The organism is Marinomonas ostreistagni (assembly GCF_016461785.1).
GTDB lineage: Bacteria > Pseudomonadota > Gammaproteobacteria > Pseudomonadales > Marinomonadaceae > Marinomonas > Marinomonas ostreistagni_A.
The window spans coordinates 18012-34808 of sequence record NZ_JAEMUH010000001.1; the positions used below are offsets into that span (position 1 = coordinate 18012).

General features: G+C 46.4%; 15 protein-coding genes. 6 read left to right on the forward strand and 9 right to left on the reverse strand.

Annotation, left to right across the window (positions count from 1 at the left end; translation table 11 throughout):
• Positions 1 to 29: 29 nt before the first annotated feature.
• Positions 30 to 368: a P-II family nitrogen regulator gene (glnK, locus tag JHD44_RS00075; RefSeq protein WP_133562290.1), complete on the reverse strand. Its 339-nt coding sequence runs from the start codon at positions 366 to 368 to the stop codon at positions 30 to 32.
• Between the two features lie 474 nt (positions 369 to 842).
• On the opposite strand from glnK, the gene JHD44_RS00080 reads away from it, so the two are divergent.
• The gene (locus tag JHD44_RS00080) at positions 843 to 1088 is read left to right on the forward strand and encodes an accessory factor UbiK family protein (protein ID WP_199459870.1); all 246 of its coding nucleotides are present in this window, start codon (positions 843 to 845) and stop codon (positions 1086 to 1088) included.
• 19 nt (positions 1089 to 1107) lie between these two features.
• Here the strand turns inward: JHD44_RS00080 and JHD44_RS00085 are convergent, their stop codons facing one another.
• Positions 1108 to 1323 (reverse strand): TIGR02450 family Trp-rich protein, encoded by a 216-nt coding sequence (locus JHD44_RS00085; protein WP_199459872.1) that lies wholly within the window; start codon positions 1321 to 1323, stop codon positions 1108 to 1110.
• A 185-nt stretch (positions 1324 to 1508) separates the two neighbouring features.
• Between JHD44_RS00085 and JHD44_RS00090 the strand changes: the two genes are divergently transcribed.
• A complete protein-coding gene (locus JHD44_RS00090; RefSeq protein WP_199459873.1) occupies positions 1509 to 3026 on the forward strand; it encodes a YifB family Mg chelatase-like AAA ATPase in 1518 nt (505 codons plus the stop codon).
• Positions 3027 to 3089: 63 nt separating this feature from the next.
• Here JHD44_RS00090 and JHD44_RS00095 read toward each other — a convergent pair whose 3' ends face one another.
• Genes JHD44_RS00095 through JHD44_RS00115 form a run of 5 tightly spaced genes read right to left on the reverse strand, consistent with a single transcriptional unit; the run spans position 3090 to position 8862 of the window.
• Positions 3090 to 5192, reverse strand: coding sequence for a TonB-dependent siderophore receptor (locus tag JHD44_RS00095; RefSeq protein WP_199459875.1), 2103 nt, complete (start codon positions 5190 to 5192; stop codon positions 3090 to 3092).
• Between the two features lie 6 nt (positions 5193 to 5198).
• Positions 5199 to 5999, reverse strand: coding sequence for a Fe(3+) dicitrate ABC transporter ATP-binding protein FecE (gene fecE, locus JHD44_RS00100; protein ID WP_199459877.1), 801 nt, complete (start codon positions 5997 to 5999; stop codon positions 5199 to 5201).
• 2 nt (positions 6000 to 6001) lie between these two features.
• Positions 6002 to 6961 carry a Fe(3+) dicitrate ABC transporter permease subunit FecD gene (gene fecD / locus JHD44_RS00105; RefSeq protein ID WP_199459879.1) on the reverse strand — a complete coding sequence of 320 codons (960 nt, stop codon included), beginning with the start codon at positions 6959 to 6961 and terminating at the stop codon, positions 6002 to 6004.
• The gene (locus JHD44_RS00110) at positions 6958 to 7956 is read right to left on the reverse strand and encodes an iron chelate uptake ABC transporter family permease subunit (protein WP_199459881.1); all 999 of its coding nucleotides are present in this window, start codon (positions 7954 to 7956) and stop codon (positions 6958 to 6960) included. The genes fecD and JHD44_RS00110 overlap by 4 nt, the downstream gene beginning before the upstream one ends.
• A 9-nt stretch (positions 7957 to 7965) precedes the next feature.
• Entirely contained in the window at positions 7966 to 8862 is an 897-nt protein-coding gene (locus tag JHD44_RS00115; RefSeq protein ID WP_233401524.1) for a Fe(3+) dicitrate ABC transporter substrate-binding protein, read from the reverse strand.
• A 299-nt stretch (positions 8863 to 9161) separates the two neighbouring features.
• Between JHD44_RS00115 and JHD44_RS00120 the strand changes: the two genes are divergently transcribed.
• A complete protein-coding gene (locus JHD44_RS00120) occupies positions 9162 to 10079 on the forward strand; it encodes a bile acid:sodium symporter family protein (RefSeq protein WP_199459883.1) in 918 nt (305 codons plus the stop codon).
• Between the two features lie 4 nt (positions 10080 to 10083).
• Here the strand turns inward: JHD44_RS00120 and JHD44_RS00125 are convergent, their stop codons facing one another.
• Positions 10084 to 11355, reverse strand: coding sequence for a sensor histidine kinase (locus JHD44_RS00125; RefSeq protein ID WP_199459885.1), 1272 nt, complete (start codon positions 11353 to 11355; stop codon positions 10084 to 10086).
• Positions 11355 to 12032 (reverse strand): response regulator transcription factor, encoded by a 678-nt coding sequence (locus JHD44_RS00130; protein ID WP_233401526.1) that lies wholly within the window; start codon positions 12030 to 12032, stop codon positions 11355 to 11357. The genes JHD44_RS00125 and JHD44_RS00130 overlap by 1 nt, the downstream gene beginning before the upstream one ends.
• A gap of 133 nt (positions 12033 to 12165) precedes the next feature.
• Here JHD44_RS00130 and JHD44_RS00135 point away from each other — a divergent pair, with 133 nt between their 5' ends.
• From JHD44_RS00135 to rep, 3 genes are all read left to right on the forward strand, one after another.
• The gene (locus tag JHD44_RS00135) at positions 12166 to 13221 is read left to right on the forward strand and encodes a glycosyltransferase family 2 protein (protein WP_199459888.1); all 1056 of its coding nucleotides are present in this window, start codon (positions 12166 to 12168) and stop codon (positions 13219 to 13221) included.
• Complete coding sequence (locus JHD44_RS00140) at positions 13218 to 14663, forward strand: glycosyltransferase family 39 protein (protein WP_325097015.1); 1446 nt, start codon at positions 13218 to 13220, stop codon at positions 14661 to 14663. The genes JHD44_RS00135 and JHD44_RS00140 overlap by 4 nt, the downstream gene beginning before the upstream one ends.
• Before the next feature lie 68 nt (positions 14664 to 14731).
• The gene (gene rep, locus JHD44_RS00145; RefSeq protein WP_199459890.1) at positions 14732 to 16780 is read left to right on the forward strand and encodes a DNA helicase Rep; all 2049 of its coding nucleotides are present in this window, start codon (positions 14732 to 14734) and stop codon (positions 16778 to 16780) included.
• The last annotated feature ends 17 nt before the right edge of the window (positions 16781 to 16797 follow it).

Sequence of the window (16797 nt, forward strand, 5' to 3'; positions counted from 1 at the left end):
CCCTAAAGGCTAATTAATACGAGCAACAATTAAACTGCGTCTTCGCCAGTCTCGCCGGTACGAATACGAACCGCTTGCTCAAGATTAACAATGAAGATTTTACCGTCACCGATTTTGCCTGTGTTGGCAGCGTTCGAGATGGCCTCTACTACTTGGTCAGCCATGTCGTCAGAAATAGCTAGCTCAATTTTTACTTTTGGAAGAAAGTCCACAACGTACTCTGCACCACGGTACAGTTCAGTGTGTCCTTTTTGACGTCCGAAACCTTTAACTTCTGTAACGGTAATACCTTGTACACCGATTTCAGAAAGTGCTTCGCGAACATCATCTAGTTTGAATGGCTTGATGATGGCAGTGATAAGCTTCATACCCACAGTCTCCTTAATATTTTTAAGTCTGTCTTATGTCGTATCGCAGGTAACAGGCTATATTCAATATGTGTGCCAGCTTATTGTTGATGAGCCAGAAAAGCTCTCTAGCCCTTATGCTGTCAGGCTTAGCTGATTTAGGTCATTTGTTTTGCGCATAAAATGTGTAAGAAAGTCGGGGAGGATGGGTAAGATATACTGGTGCGCCCGCTTTAAAATGGTGCGAAATAGTGTCTTGTATGGTGTATTGCTAGATAGTTAGAACTATTTTGTTGTTTTATCTGGATTTGAAGAATTATTAGCTGCCCTAATGGTGTGCGATTTTAGTTTTTAGGTGAGCTTTTAAAGTTCAGTGCTTATGGCTGTTGCACAATCATGAAGCAGTGCGTGTCGAGCGATTTGCATAATTGTGTAAAGACGGAAGCCTACTGAATCTTTATACTATCGTAACGGTGTATACAAAATGAGGGTAACATGATTGATCAATTCATCAAGCAGCTGGGAACTGGGTTAGAGCAAGCAGCGAGCACTTTGGGAAAGTTACCTGCTGAGGAAATTCAAGTACAACTACAACAGGTTGCAAAAGATACATTAACAAAAATGGATCTCGTGACTCGAGAAGAGTTTGAAGTCCAAGCCGCTATGTTGCAAAAGTATCGCGAAAAACTGGCACAACTTGAGGTGAGATTGGCTGAACTTGAAGACACTGATTCGAAGTAACTGATTCAGATTCGATGGGCTACTTCCAGCCTTGTTGCCAGAGATCATCAAGTAATGTCTGCCACGATAGTTGGTAAGCATTCTTCGTGTAAACTGCTTCAAGAATAATATCGGTTACTTGCTCATCGTCGTCACGAATCAATTCGGTGACGATAAAATGCTTCTCTTTGTTCTTTGGGCGAGTCGCTGTCCACTTAGAGAGCAATAATTTATTTGGATTCAACTTTTTGGTCATCGTTATTTCTGTTTTTTGGTAGTAGTGAATAACTGCTCGTCGTACGACCCGACTCCGTTCGGGGATGCAGGTTTCAATCGCTGTCAGGAGACAGCTCGTACGACCCGATTCCATCGGGGATGCTTGCATAAGGATACGTGTAGGATGAAAAGTTGGATGTGTTGGCGAATCATCAAGGAGAGATTATGAGCCTAGCAACAATCTATAGCCGTGCCCGTGTCGGGGTGTCCGCCCCTTTGGTCACGGTGGAAACGCATATTTCTAATGGTTTACCTTCTTTAAATATCGTCGGTTTACCTGAGGCAGCGGTTCGTGAATCAAAAGATCGCGTTCGCAGTGCCATCATCAATAGTCATTTCGAATTTCCTTTACGACGCATAACGATCAACCTTGCTCCGGCGGATTTACCTAAAGAAGGGGGACGCTATGATTTGGCCATTGCGATCAGCATCTTGCTAGCTTCTGGTCAGTTAGGGGAGATCCAACTGCGCGACACGGAATTCATTGGTGAACTTGCTTTGTCTGGTGATCTAAGGGGCGTAACAGGGGTACTGCCATCGGTGATGGCTGCAAAAGAAGCACAAAGAAAAGTCATTGTGCCTGCTGATAATTGTAATGAAGCGGGACTGGTTGACCATGAAGTCTACTTTGCTAATCACCTAACCCAAGTGACGGCTGCATTGATCAAAAGTGCTACGCTACAGCGCTGCGCCGTTGATGTCTCACAAACTAGAACGGTCAATACCTTAAAAGACATGGCAGATGTTAAGGGGCAATATCAAGCAAGACGAGCATTAGAAGTGGCGGCAGCTGGGTCACATAATTTACTTTTTATTGGTCCGCCGGGGACCGGAAAAACCATGCTGGCTTCCCGTTTGCCAGGCATTATGCCAAGAATGACCGAGTCGGAAGCCCTTGAGGTGGCGGCAGTTCAATCTGTATCAGGGCGTAAAATGGGGGTGGACTGGCATTGGTCTGAACGTCCCTTTCGCAGCCCGCACCATTCTAGCTCTGCAGCGGCTTTAGTGGGCGGAGGCTCCATGCCCAAACCGGGTGAAGCCTCTCTTAGTCATTGTGGTGTACTTTTTTTAGATGAGTTGCCAGAGTTTGACCGTAAGGTTTTGGAAGTACTGAGGGAGCCCCTTGAAAATGGCGAGGTTCACCTTTCTAGAGCCAGAGGCCAGATGTCTTATCCAGCGAGGTTTCAGCTTGTCGCAGCCATGAATGCAAGCAATGAGGCTTACAGTGGTGGTGCGGATTATTATCAGTCCAGTGCTAGCCAAAAATACCTACGTAAACTCTCAGCACCGTTTTTGGATCGTATCGACCTGCATGTAGAGGTGCCGCCTTTACCTACGGATGTACTGGTGAGCCAAACTGAAGTGGGTGAATCCAGTGCTGCCGTGCGTGAGCGAGTGGAGGCGGCAGTGACCCGTCAGCGCACGCGACAGGGCGTACAAAATGCCCACTTAAATGGTCGTGATTTAGAGCGAATTTGTGCTTTGAGTGATGGCGATAAGGCATTTATGCAGCAAGCATTAGAACGCTTAAAACTCTCAGCAAGGGCCTATCATCGAGTACTACGGGTGGCGTTAACGTTAGCCGATTTAGAAGGTAAAGCTGTTGAGCGTAAGCACTTAATGGAATCATTAAGCTATCGCAAAATGGAGAAAACCCTCGCGGCTGTGGTTGGCGGTGCTTAACGTATCTCAAACAGGTGAAGGTACAAGAGTGTGTGGCAAGATCACACACTCTTGTATGATTTTCTAAAAGTCGTATTGTGCGCTTAAATAAACGCGGCGGCGCTCGCCGAGGTTTGAGCCAATGTTACTGTTAAAACCTGACGTCGCATAGATTTCATCTGTAAGGTTCTTGATCGTGGCTTGTAGGGTCCAAGCGTCGACCTTTGTTTGCCATGTGGCATCGTACACCGTACAAGGTTTGACCTTCTGATGATCACGGTTGTACTGCTGACTAACGTACTCTGCGCCTACAGACACAGACGATGATAAGCTCGGCAAGTCGTAACGTGTCCAAAGTCCTAATTGATGCAACGGTGAGTTCGAGAATCGACGTGAATCGCCTGCAGCAAATTGAATACCGTCGTCTGCATTGGCGTCTTTGATGACTGTGTCATTGTAGGCGTAGCTTAAGTTTGCCACCCAACGATTGGTGATATCTGCCAATACGTCAATTTCTGCCCCTTGGCTGCGCACTTTACCCAAAGCGATCAATAGGTCACTGTCGTTTGGATCTTCTTGCAAGATGTTCTCGCGAATAATGTGGTACACCGCAAAGTTCACATTCAAGCGATTATCTAACCAATAAGTACGAACCCCAGCTTCCATCTGTTGACTTTCTTCTGCGTCAAATGACCCGCCAGACGAGGCTTGCTGATCGCTCGCGCTTTGTGGCTGGTAGCCAGTTGAGAAAGAAGTGTAAGGTTTAATATGTTGATTAAGTTGGTAAGTGGCACCTACACGTGTATCGACTCCTTGGTCAGAGTAATCAGCATTATTTGAACTGTTGGTGTTATCGACAAAGTCTTGTTCAAAATAATTAAGACGAACGCCAGCCACTAAATCTAACTTGTCTGTTGCGGCCCATTGATCTTGCAGTAATAGCCCAAGTTGTTGTGAAACGGTTTGGCTATTGGTGCGCAATGACATCGTATAACTGCTGACATCTGCATCGTAAACAGGGTTAACAAGGCTGAGTGTTGCAGGATCATTGGATCGATAATACAAATAGTCATAAGTATTACGAGTAAAGTCAGTACCGATTAAAAATGTATGATCGTTCAGGTCAAATATTAAATTACTGGAAACACTCACCCCTTCATTTGTGCGTAATTGATCTCGATATTGGCGGCGCACCGCGTCGTTTACACCGTCTCCATCCGTATCCGTCAGACCAAGCGATTCATGGTACTTTTGGGTTTCTTCACCTCGGTAGTAGCGCACTCCCAGATCCCATGAGACAGTTTCATTTAAATATTGTTCTAGTTTGGCTTGAAAGGTCTCGGCGTCCAATGCTTGGTAGTCGCCTGGTTCATTCGCGTTCCATGAATCGTCTGCTAAGAAGTTGCCATCATCGTCTGTTGGGATACCACGAAGACGAGCACCATGAAGTGTTTGATCAATATTAGTGTATTGCACGGTGAGCGTAGAATCGTCGGAAATGTCCCAAGCGTAGCCAAGATCAATGTTTTGATTGTCTTGGTCGACGTTGTTGCGATAAGAGCCGCTTTCATCCTGATATAGAGAGATACGGTAACGTTGGCTCGCATCTTCATTTACAGGACCTGAGCTTGAGAACTGAGCTGAGTGGTAATCCTTATTACCCGCGCCAAGTTTGATAAAGGTTTCAGGCTCATAAGTCGGTTTTTTGGAAACGTAATTAATAACGCCGCCAGGCTCACCTGCACCATATAAAGCACCAGCAGGGCCTTTGATAGCCTGCACTTCTTCAACGTTTACTAGCTGAGGAACCGTGAAAAACTCTTTGTAAGGATTTCCGCGCATACCATCGTAGAGTTGCTCATCTTGGTGAAAACCACGGAACGTCACGGTAGAAACGTTATCTTGTGATACACCAGAAATAGAGCGATATAAATCAGTTACTTGATGGGCAGCTTGATCTTCAATCAATGTTTCTGTCAGCACTTGCACCGACTGTGGTGTTTTGTCGATCTGCGTATCCGTTCGCGAGCCAATCGTCGCGGTTTCCTCCTTGTAATGTGATAGGGCACGTCCTGTGACAATTAGAGTATCGAGCTGCTCATCTGAAAGGTTGTCGTTGTCGTTACTAGCCGCCATCAGAGGAACTGACAGAAGTAATAGACTGGAAGAAAGGATCGGATATTTCATGATGTCTTAGTCTTTATGTTGAGGTGAAGGGGGAGATCGGTCTTCCACCACACACATCGGTGTGTTGGAGACAGGATCTCGGTGGATTTGTGCTTGTAAAGAAAATACGTTTTGGAGCATAGCCGAGGTAAGCACCTCTTCAGGAGAGCCTTGATATTTCAGCTCACCGGATTTCATTACCACCAGGTGATCGCAATAGCGTGCTGCTTGGTTGATATCGTGCAACACGGTAATGATGGTTTTGCCCTGTTGATTGAGTATCTGGAGTTGATGCATCAATTCCACTTGATGGTTGATATCCATGTAAGTGGTAGGCTCATCGAGTAACAGATAAGGCGTGTCTTGCGCTAAGACCATGGCCAGCCAAACGCGCTGACGCTGTCCGCCAGACAATTCGCTGACAAGCTTTTCCTTTAGCTCGAAAGTGCCTGTCTGCTGCATCATCTGTTCAACGACCTGATGATCTTGCTGGTTAAGTTTGCCCCAAAAGCCGGTATAAGGGCTGCGACCATAGGCGACTAAGTCTTTGACCTTAATGCCCTCTGGTATGGGTTGTGTTTGTGGCAGCAGCGCCAGTTCTTTCGATAATTGTTTTGAAGGGTAATGATGTAAGTTTTTGCCTTGCCAGCGAGCTTCGCCTGACATCGCCGGTAAGATGCGCGCAAAGCATTTTAATAAGGTCGACTTGCCACAGCCATTGGGCCCTAACAGAGCGATGAACTTACCATCAGGCAGTGTTAAATTCATCTCTTTAACGATCGTTTGACCATGGTAGCCAACACTGAGTTTATGAGCGCTTAGAGACATAATTACTTCATCCTCAACAGGAGCCAAAGGAAATAGGGCGCGCCAATAATGGCGGTTAAAATACCCGCAGGCAGTTCAATCGGCGGATCTAGCGTTCGCGCAGCTAAATCCGCAGCGAGTAATAAACAAGCTCCGGTTAACATGGTGGCAGGCAGTAGTGGTTGATGGCGACCACCCACTAATTTGCGTGTTAGATGAGGCGCGACTAAGCCAAGAAAACCAATCGGGCCACAAATCGACACGCAAGCAGCGGTTAAAGCCACGGCAATCGCAAGCGCTAGGAGCCTCAAGTACGGCGGTCTGGCGCCTAAGCTGATGGCGCTGTCATCACCAAGATCGAGCAAGTTCAAGTATTTGCTCAGCCCCAACGCCAGAGGGATAAGCGCAAACCACGGTAGTAAGGCTTGCAACTGTGTCCAGCCACGGCCCCATAAACTCCCAGTTAGCCACAACAAGGCATTGTTTATCTCTAATGGTTTAGTCAGCATTAGAAAATCGATACAGCTAGCCCAAAGTGCGGCCAACGCTACCCCCGTGATGGCCAGTTTAATGGCACTGCTGCGGGCACCACACAGATACCAAAGCACCAGCGCTGCCAAAATCCCACCTGTCAAAGCCACTTCAGGCAGCCATCTCGTTGATGCCCCACTAAAGAACGTCATATAGCAAACTGCTGCTAGACCAGCCCCATGACTGACCCCTAAAACGTCTGGTGAAGCGAGGGGGTTACGGATGACTCCTTGAACTAATGCTCCAGAGAGCGCAAGTCCCGCTCCGACTAATATGGCTAGGAAAATACGCGGCAGACGGTATTCGTAAATGGTGAAGTGATTCTCTGAACTGGCGTATAGCCCGCTCCATACTTCCTCTACAGATAGCGAAACGGCCCCAAACATGAGGTTAGCTAGAGCCAGTAGCAGCAGAGTGATTACAGCAATTGGAAAGAAACGTTGTGCGGTCATAGGGTTCGCTTTCGCACTAAATAGATAAAGAAGGGCGCACCGATCAATGCCAAGATGGCTCCCGCTGGGGTTTCCATTGGGTAGCTGATGGCTCGGCTCAAGGTATCGGCTAGTGTCACCAGCGTCGCTCCGAGCAACATGGCGACTGGCAAGAAAATACGAAAGTCTTGCCCTACTAATAAACGCGCCATATGTGGAACGATTAAGCCAATAAAGCCAATGCTGCCGACAGCACTAATGGTGGTGCCTACCAGCAGCAATACTAGAAAACTGCCAAATAGTTTACTGCGCAAAAGATTGACGCCTAGGTTGCGGGCATGCTCTTCGCCCAATTGCAGAAGGTTCAGTGAAGGGGTCAATAAAAGCGCCCCGAATAACCCAGCCAGTGCAAAAGGCCAATAATGCTGCCAAGTTTGCCAACGTGCATCGGCAAGGCTGCCTGCTAACCAAGTCAGAACCCCCGCGGCTTGGTCTTCTTCCATAATGACAACCGCTTTGGTCAATGCGGCACACAGAGCGGAAATAGCCACACCAGCTAATACCAAACGTCCGCGTTCGTTGCCACCTATGCGCCAACTGCTACCGAGTAACATGACCAACAACCAAGCAACACCGCCACCTATCATGGCGGCGAGAGAAGTACTTGATGCGCCATAGAGGACAGGCAAAGTCGAAACCAGCGCCATACCTAACGCTGCACCAGCATTGATACCCAGCACCGATGGCGCAGCCAGAGGGTTACGAGTGAGGCCTTGCATAATCGTACCTGCCGTTGCTAGGCAAGCTCCGACAAGCATAGCGGTGAGCAAGCGTGGCAAGCGAAGATCTTGCACAATTCGATGGCTAATGGACTGGCTGTCAAAATGCGTCAGGCTGAGCCAAACATCTTGTGCTTGAATGGGGATGACGGACCATGCAAACAAATTCCACCATCCTAAAAACAATAAAAGGATGGCGGTTAAGGCAATGGTCAACCCATAAAATGGTCGGGTCATAAGAATGGCTTAAGACTTGTTAAATATAGCGAGCAGATCCTTTGCCATGTGCTCTGCAGCCATAATGCCGCGACAGCGAGACCAAACGTTTGGATTGACGGAGTAAATATGCTTGTTTTGAACGGCTTGCAGCACTTGCCATAAGGGCTCTTTGCGCCATTTATCGACAATGCTTGGCTCTGTGTAATGACCGACAATGAAGTAATTTGGGTTAATCGCCAGCAGCTGCTCTAAACTCGTTTGACGATAGGCTGAATCATCACGATCCGATTGCGGTGTTTGCATGCCTAGAGCTTGGATAACACCACCAGCATAAGAATCTGAGGTATGGAGAAACAGCGCATCTGCTCGTGCCACGCCAAATTGGACGGTGGCTTGGCTGGGAAGTTGCTTAGCTATATTAGCCATCTTGTCGCGGTGAAGCGCGAGTCGCTCTTGCATCGCCTGTTCTTTGCCAACGATTTTACCGATGATGGCAGCCGCTTTTAGATTGTCTGAATAAGTCTCACGACGTGATGGCAAAATCAATGTTGGTGCGATTTTCTTTAAATCATCGTAGACCGCTTCATGTCTGGAAATATCGGCAATAATAAGATCTGGTTTTAACGAAGCGATCACTTCTAGGCTAGGTTGTGAACGTGTACCGACTGACTGCCAATCGCCGATGATGTCACGAACCTCTGGTAAAACACGGTTTTTGTCTTTATCGTCGGCAATACCTACGGGCGTGATACCTACCGCAGCCAATGCGTCTGCAAATGAGAATTCCAATACCACGATACGTTGTGGCGCATAGTCTAATGAAAAACTGCCTTTACTGTCTTCGACTGTGACAGCGTGTACGTTTGCAGCAAGTAAAACGCTACAAAGAAGCAATCCTAGTTGTTTAAACCTGGACATCAGCATAATCAAACGGCTCTTAGTAAAATAAATTTATTATATGATAATGTTTCTCATATGCGCTTGAAAGCAAAAATCATTATTACATTAGTTACAATATGGTGATTCAACGTTTTTTTTGGCCAGAACCCGCCAGCCCACTGGTTTTTAACTTAGGAACTAAGGATAAAGCAGGGAAGAGATCATCAGATGAATGTCGATGTTATGTAACAGTCTGTAAACTAGCGGCCCTCAGTAGTACTGCTGTGGGGCATTTGGCCAAGGTGCTGCTTGGATTCTAATAATAACGATTGGGAGACCCCTTCATGATTATCCAACTGTTTCCAGTTTGGGCGGTATTGTTGTCCGCTTTAGCTATGATTCAACCAAGTTTTTTTATTGATTTTAAAGGGTATATTTTACCTTTGTTGATGATCATTATGTTGGCGATGGGCTTGACCCTAAGTGCCAGTGACTTTAAACGTGTCGGTAAAAATGGCAAAGCCGTTGCCGTCGGTGTTCTACTGCAGTTTTTAGTTATGCCAATTACCGCATTGTTGATTGCAACGATGTTTGGTTTTGATAGTGAATTGACCGTAGGAATGTTGTTAGTCGGTAGTGTGGCCGGTGGCACGTCTTCTAACGTGATGTGTTACCTCGCAAAAGGGGATACTGCTCTGTCTATCTCTATGACGGCTATTTCGACCTTATTAGGGGTAGTGCTAACGCCTCTATTGGTTTCACTTATGATTGGTACAAGTGTGGACGTCCCTGTTCAATCTATGTTGATCAGCTTGGTGAAAATTGTATTGGTCCCAGTGGCGTTAGGGGTGTTGATTAATACGTTCGCTCACCAATTAGTGCGCAAAGCTGAGTTTGTTTTGCCCTACGTCTCCATGTTTGCGATTGTCTTTATTATCGCTATTGTAGTGGCGCTAAGTTCGGAGAAAATTGCCGCTGTGGGCGCTTTGGTGGCCGTAGCAGTGATCTTGCATAACGGTATTGGTCTGACATTAGGTTACTGGGTGACTTATGCGCTTGGTTTTGATAAGAAAGTGTGTCGCACCATTGCGTTTGAAGTTGGCTTGCAGAACTCTGGCTTGGCTTCCGCATTGGCGGTTAAATTCTTTACGCCTGCTGCGGCGCTACCTGGATCAATTTTCAGTGTATGGCACAATATTTCAGGCTCTCTGATTGCTAGCTACTGGAGTAAAAAGCCAGTTAAAACAGACGCTCAAGCTTAAAGCTTTATTGTTCAGAGGGCATCGTGAGGGTGGCAACACAGCCACCCTCAGCTCTGTTCTTAATGACAAATTGCCAGTGATAGCGTTGGCAAATATCTTCCACAATGAGTAGCCCCAAGCCATGGCCAGAGTCACTGGTTTTGGTCGTCTCAAATCCCTCGCCTTCATCACTCACCTCAATATAGGTTTCATGCATGGTGATGTTAATGATACCTTGCTTGGAAGCCGCAATACTATTACGAATAAGGTTGCCGACAATCATTTCGAGAACCGCAGGTGTTGCCCGTGTCGATGGGAAGCCTGAAATCTGACAGGTCAAAGTGAGTTGTTTACTGTCAGCTTGTGATTGATGTTTTTGAACTAAGCTCTCAATTTCCTTGGCCTCAATTGTTCGAACGGGAGCGTTGTCTTGGCTTTTTTCATAGCGCACCAATCCCAGTAGCGCATCAACCATGACTAACATTTGCTCAGTGGCTCGTTGAATACGCTCCACTTGGCGTTTGGCAAATGGTGTTTCTGTCTGCTTAGCAAGCATGCTGCTGGAACCTTTCATGAGTGTTAGCGGAGTTCTAAGTTCGTGGCTTGCGTAGCGAGCGAACGCTTGCTCACGTTTTATCGTACTATTTAGGTCATTTTTGTATTGGTTAAGTGTCGCTGCCAACATCTGAAATTCTCTGGCTGACCCTCTTGGGACGCTAAAGGCTTTATGGCTGTTTTCTTGGTGTTGTTCTAGTTGATCACATAGCTGATTGATAGGGCGTATCAGACTCTTCGATAGACGGGTTAGAAGTGTGGTAAACGCTCCAATTAGAAGGGCGACGACCCCTAGCACCAGTGCCATGACATTAACAAACTCATGATGAGTAATCTCTATTTCTTCGATTCTAGAAATGAGAACGAGTTGGCGCTCCTCGCCATCTAGCATGAAATGTGTGCTAAATAGCATACGAGAATTTTCGCCTTCGCCAGCTTCACCAATATAGTTAGGCTGATGTTCTAAGAATTCTCGAAAGTAGACCGGCACATTAGCCAGCCCATTGTAGGCTGTCGTTAAAGGATCTAACTTGACGGTATTGGCCCAAGGGGTTTCTTGGAAGTAAGTCATTGCACTTTGTTTGTCGATCATAATACGGCGTTCACCCACTCGGTCTTCGGACCAAGTCAGGACTAAACTTATTAAAATCAAACAAATCGCACCAACAACGATGGAAACAGCGATGAAAAATAAAGCCAAGCGGCCGGTCATGCTTTTCGCATTCTGAAGAAAAGGAGGCATTATTCGTCACTCTCAAGGTAGAAGCCAATTTTGGGGCGTGTCTTCAATATTTGCGTTTCGAAGGGTTTGTCGAGCTGACTGCGCAGCTGATAAATATGACTTCTTAGAACATCATTGTTCGGCTTTTCTTCCCCCCAAATTTTAAACGCGATTTCATCTTTGGTGACTAGATTAGGGGCCGCACTGATTAACATTTTCAAAATAGTGAATGTCGTCGGTGTTAATACTAATAGCTTTCCTTGACGGTAGGCTTTGCCTGTCTTCTGGCTCAAGTTAATATCTGCATATTGCAAGTCACTCGCTGCTACCGTGCCACTGTGTCGGCGCATTAAAGCCTGCATCCGTGCTTGTAGAATTTCTAAATCAAAAGGCTTTGTTAGGTAGTCGTCAGCACCAACATTTAGCCCTTGGATTTCATCTTTTTGACTGTCCATCGCCGTTAGCATCAAAATAGGAGTGTTATCGCCAGATTCCCGTAAACGTCGACATAAGGTAATGCCATCAATGCGAGGCAGCATAAGGTCGAGTAAAATTAGGTCGAACGTGTTTTCTAGCGCAAGTTTTAGCCCCAACTCACCATTGTCTGCATAGTCCAATTCCAGGCCACTGCACTCAAAAAAATCAAACAGCATTTCTGCGATTTCTCGGTTGTCTTCGATGAGTAAAACACGTTGCAAAGTCATTCTCCCAATAACGTTATAGCCATAGGCATTATCCCGAAAAAGCGTGAAAAAAACGTTAATAACAAGTCCTTCACAGAGGTTTTCCTAGACTGGCGTCACTTCGATATTGTTAGGAACTGACCCAGTTATGTCTTTATATTATTCCCCACAAGATAAGAAAGGGCCGCATACTTCTTTAGTAAGCATAGCCCCCATACCAACATTGTCGGTAATCGTGCCATTTTTCAATGAGCAGGAGGTCTTGCCTGAGTTTCACCGTCGCCTAACGCAGGTACTTGATAACCTGTCTTTTCATAGCGAAATTATTTATGTAGACGATGGTAGCTCAGATCAGTCTTTGGTATTGGCTCGGTCTTTTAATGCGTTGAACTGCCAGGTTCGTTGTATTGCTCTGAGTCGGAATTTTGGCAAAGAATCTGCCATGAGTGCAGGGCTTGAACATGCAAAAGGCGAAGCGGTCATTTTGATCGATGCGGATTTGCAGGATCCACCTGAATGCATCCCAGATATGTTAGAAGCTTGGCGTTCGGGTGCAGACGTGGTGAATATGAAACGCTCCACACGTCATGGTGAGAGTTGGCTAAAACGAACCTCTGCGGCCATGTTTTATAAACTTTTAAATCGTTTGGCTGCGCTTGATATTCCAGAGAACGTTGGCGATTTTCGTTTATTAAGTGCCCGTGTAGTGCGACATCTCAATCAACTGCCTGAGCGCAACCGTTATATGAAAGGGTTGTTTAGCTGGCCGGGCTTTAAGCAAACCACGTTAACGTTTGAGCGTGATGCGCGTTTCTGTGGTGAAACCAAATGGAACTACTTTAAGTTGCTTGGCTTGGCAATGGACGGTTTGACATCCTTCTCGATTCGCCCGTTACGTTTGGCAACCATCGCGGGTGCTACCACCGCATCCTTGGCGTTTATTTATGGCGCTTGGATTGTTTTTAAAACACTGGCTTACGGTGATCCTGTGTCAGGGTATCCGTCCATGATGGTGGCGATGCTGGCCTTGGCTGGTGTACAGCTTTTAGCCATCGGATTGTTAGGGGAGTACATCGGACGTATTTTTGTCGAAGTGAAACAACGCCCGCTTTACTTGGTGGATTCTGTTTCGGAGCAACAAGCAAGTGCATCAGCGATAGAAACTTCAAGTGTTAAGCCATGGGTAGTGGAGAATGCATCGTGATTAAGTACCGCGAAAACCACTTATGGATGATCCTAGCATTTGCTTTGCTACTGCGTTTGATTTCATTGGCGACTTATCCTTTGATGGATACCACTGAAGCCCGCTACGGAGAGATGGCGCGCTTGATGGTGGAAACTGGAAACTGGCTCACCCCACAATTTGATTACGGTGTGCCGTTTTGGGGAAAACCACCACTGTTTACATGGATGAGTGCCCTAGGTATTAAAACCTTTGGCCTAAGTGAGTTTGCTGTGCGAGCACCGCACTGGTTAGCTGGTGTGGTGACGATTTTGCTGATGGCATGGATGTCAAAGCGACTCGGTTTTAACCCTCTTGTGACGGCATTGGTCTTGGCGACCTGTGGCATTTTCTCGATTTCTGCGGGTGCGGTGATGACGGATATGGCACTGACGTTATCACTGACGATGGCCATGATGGGGTTTTACTTTGCTTGGTTAGGTGGTGAGAAACAACGTCTTTGGGGGTATTTAGGCTTTTTGGGTCTTGCCTGTGGCTTGTTGGCAAAAGGTCCATTGGTACTTGTCTTGATGGGCTTAACAGTGATGCCTTGGCTGATGCTGCAACATGGTTTTGTTGGGGCATTCAAAGTGTTATGGCAGCGCTTTCCAATCGTCACTGGCATCCTTTTGATGTTGATGGTGGCACTACCATGGTATTTGATGGCTGAGCGTGCGACACCGGGATTTCTTGATTATTTTCTTGTGGGCGAACACTTCAAACGTTTCGTTGTCAGCGGGTGGCAAGGAGATTTGTACGGTAGTGCACACGATGAACCACGTGGCATGATTTGGTGGTTTTGGCTACAGGCGGCTTTCCCCTGGTCGTTTGTATTGCCAATCTTATTAGTATTGCGTCGCCTAAAATTGACGCAATGGATGAAAGAAGAAAATGGCCTGTTCAGCTTTTTAATGCTGTGGCTTTTGTCACCGATGATCCTCTTCACTATGGCGGGCAATATCCTTCCAGCTTATGTTCTGCCAGGTATTCCAGCGCTTGGTTTGTTATTGGCGATGCTGTTTGAAAAGCGTGATGTGAATTGGTTCTCTGGTATTTCTATGGTCTTACCTTTGTTGCTAATGATCATGATGTTGGTATTGAATTTAGGTAAGGCAGATACGCGCAGTGACCGAATTATCTTCTCGAAAGTGAAAGACGGTGCACCGACATTTTATTTAAATGAGCGTCCATTCTCTGGGCAGTTTTATAGTCACGGGCAAGCAAAATTGATTAACGATGCTTCAGCTATCGAAGGTTTAAATCATTTTCATTTAATTGGCAAAGAGCAAGCGTTGCATGATTTTGTCAGTCAAAACCAGTTAACGTGCAGCGATGATTTTAGCTCACCTTCGGGGCGCCAGTTGTACGACTGTCAGCAGCGCTTGCCGAAAAACATATCGGATCTTGCTTTGATATTTCCGTAAAGGCATAAACCAATTGGACTGACTGGTGTAGAATTAGCGTACTTTAACGAACTCGCGGTGAACCTTCTATGAGTCAGTCAGTCCCTTCTATAACCCAGCGTATGCGCACTCTAAACGAGCGTCAGCTTGAGGCGGTGAAGCAAATAGATGGACCATTGCTGGTTTTAGCTGGGGCGGGGTCAGGTAAAACCAGTGTAATCACCACTAAGATCGCTTATTTGATTCAAACTTGTGGTTTCAAAGCCAACAACATTGTTGCCGTAACCTTTACCAATAAAGCCGCACGCGAGATGAAAGAGCGTGTGGTTGGCATGTTGAGTAAAGAGGAAAGTCGCGGCTTGAGCATTTCTACTTTCCACACTTTGGGCTTAAACATTCTCCGTAAGGAGTTTCGTAAAGCAGGTCTAAAAGAAGGTTTTACTCTGTTTGATGCCCAAGATGCCCTCGCATTGGTAAAAGAAATCCTTGATAAAGAGTTCAACGGTCAAATGGACGCTGCAGGCTTTTGTCAGCACACGATTTCCAACTGGAAGAACGATCTGATACCGCCCCAAGAAGCTCTTACGCAAGCGGACACCGAAGAACTGCAATTAGCAGCGCAGGTATACGGTCAGTATCAACGTTATATTCGGGCTTACAATGCAGTGGATTTTGATGATCTCATCTTGCTGCCGGTCAGTCTGCTGATTTCTGATCAACTGTTGCGTGAAAAGTGGCAGCGTAAAGTACGTTATCTTTTGGTGGATGAGTGTCAGGACACTAATGCCAGCCAATATGAATTGATCCGTATTTTGGCCGGTGATCGTCGCTGTTTTACCCTAGTTGGAGATGACGATCAGTCAATCTATGCTTGGCGAGGTGCACGCCCTGAAAACCTTGAGCGCTTATCGGTCGATTACCCAAATCTAAAGCTGGTTAAGCTTGAGCAAAACTACCGCTCAACACGCACGATTCTTAAAGCCGCGAACACGCTGATTGCGAACAACCCGCACGTTTATGACAAAGCCCTATGGTCTGATCTAGGGATCGGTGATCCGATACGTGTCATGGTGACACGTAATGAAGACGCGGAATCTGAGCGTGTTGCCGCAGAGATACAAAGCCGTCATTTACGACATAATATTCCTTATCAAGATTTTGCCGTTCTGTATCGTGGTAACCACCAAGCACGTCTACTTGAAATTAAGCTGCAGGCTTATCGTATTCCCTACAAAATGAACGGGGGCTCGTCGTTCTTTTCACGTGCGGAGATTAAAGACTTAATGGGGTATCTGCGTTTATTAGTGAACCCCGATGACGATAACGCATTCCTACGAGTGATTAACTTGCCACGCCGAGAGATCGGCCCTGCGACCCTTGAGAAAGTCGGAAACCTAGCCAATCAGCTACATGTCAGCTTATTTGAGGCATCAGGCGATAAAGCGTTAGATGAAACCGTAACAGGCAAACCATTACTGCGCTTGCGTGAATTTGAGTCATGGATTCAAAACCTACGTCAGCGTTTGCAAAAAGGTTCGCCCATTCCTGTTATCGAACAAATGATTCATGACATGGATTACTTTGGCTGGCTGCAAGAGCAGGCAAGCTCACCGAAAGCGGCGGAACGCCGTATAGAAAACGTTCGTTTTTTGATTGAGTCTATTCAGCGCATGATGGAAAGTGCGTGGGAAGAAGACGCCGATGCTGGCCTCGACCATGCAATCTCGAAGCTTTTACTGATCGACATGTTAGAGCGCCAAGAGGAAGAAGAGGATGAGGATAAGGTTCAGTTACTGACACTGCATGCCTCCAAAGGTCTGGAATATCCTCATGTGTTCCTCATCGGTTGTGAAGAAGAGTTGTTGCCACATCGAAACAGCATAGAAAACGATGATATTGAAGAAGAGCGTCGACTCGCCTATGTGGGGATTACCCGTGCGAAACGCACACTTTGCATCACGATGGCTGCCAAAAGACGCCAGTTTGGCGAAGAAATTGATTGCTTGCCGAGTCGCTTTTTAGATGAGTTACCTGAAGAAGACTTGGTCTGGGAAGGGCGTGGCGATGAAAGTGAAGCGCAAAAGAAAGAGCAAGGTAAAGCCTCATTGTCTGCACTAAAAGCCATGTTGAATTCATAGCTCTGTAAGCGATTCTA

What these genes read in the sequence shown, in the direction of transcription:
- JHD44_RS00090 (WP_199459873.1), top strand. Translation starts at nt 1,509, where the DNA reads ATGAGCCTAGCAACAATCTATAGCCGTGCCCGTGTCGGGGTGTCCGCC.
- fecD (WP_199459879.1), bottom strand. Translation starts at nt 6,961, where the DNA reads ATGACCGCACAACGTTTCTTTCCAATTGCTGTAATCACTCTGCTGCTA.
- JHD44_RS00135 (WP_199459888.1), top strand. Translation starts at nt 12,166, where the DNA reads ATGTCTTTATATTATTCCCCACAAGATAAGAAAGGGCCGCATACTTCT.
- JHD44_RS00080 (WP_199459870.1), top strand. Translation starts at nt 843, where the DNA reads ATGATTGATCAATTCATCAAGCAGCTGGGAACTGGGTTAGAGCAAGCA.
- fecE (WP_199459877.1), bottom strand. Translation starts at nt 5,999, where the DNA reads ATGTCTCTAAGCGCTCATAAACTCAGTGTTGGCTACCATGGTCAAACG.
- JHD44_RS00125 (WP_199459885.1), bottom strand. Translation starts at nt 11,355, where the DNA reads ATGCCTCCTTTTCTTCAGAATGCGAAAAGCATGACCGGCCGCTTGGCT.
- rep (WP_199459890.1), top strand. Translation starts at nt 14,732, where the DNA reads ATGAGTCAGTCAGTCCCTTCTATAACCCAGCGTATGCGCACTCTAAAC.
- glnK (WP_133562290.1), bottom strand. Translation starts at nt 368, where the DNA reads ATGAAGCTTATCACTGCCATCATCAAGCCATTCAAACTAGATGATGTT.
- JHD44_RS00110 (WP_199459881.1), bottom strand. Translation starts at nt 7,956, where the DNA reads ATGACCCGACCATTTTATGGGTTGACCATTGCCTTAACCGCCATCCTT.
- JHD44_RS00120 (WP_199459883.1), top strand. Translation starts at nt 9,162, where the DNA reads ATGATTATCCAACTGTTTCCAGTTTGGGCGGTATTGTTGTCCGCTTTA.
- JHD44_RS00095 (WP_199459875.1), bottom strand. Translation starts at nt 5,192, where the DNA reads ATGAAATATCCGATCCTTTCTTCCAGTCTATTACTTCTGTCAGTTCCT.
- JHD44_RS00115 (WP_233401524.1), bottom strand. Translation starts at nt 8,862, where the DNA reads ATGCTGATGTCCAGGTTTAAACAACTAGGATTGCTTCTTTGTAGCGTT.
- JHD44_RS00085 (WP_199459872.1), bottom strand. Translation starts at nt 1,323, where the DNA reads ATGACCAAAAAGTTGAATCCAAATAAATTATTGCTCTCTAAGTGGACA.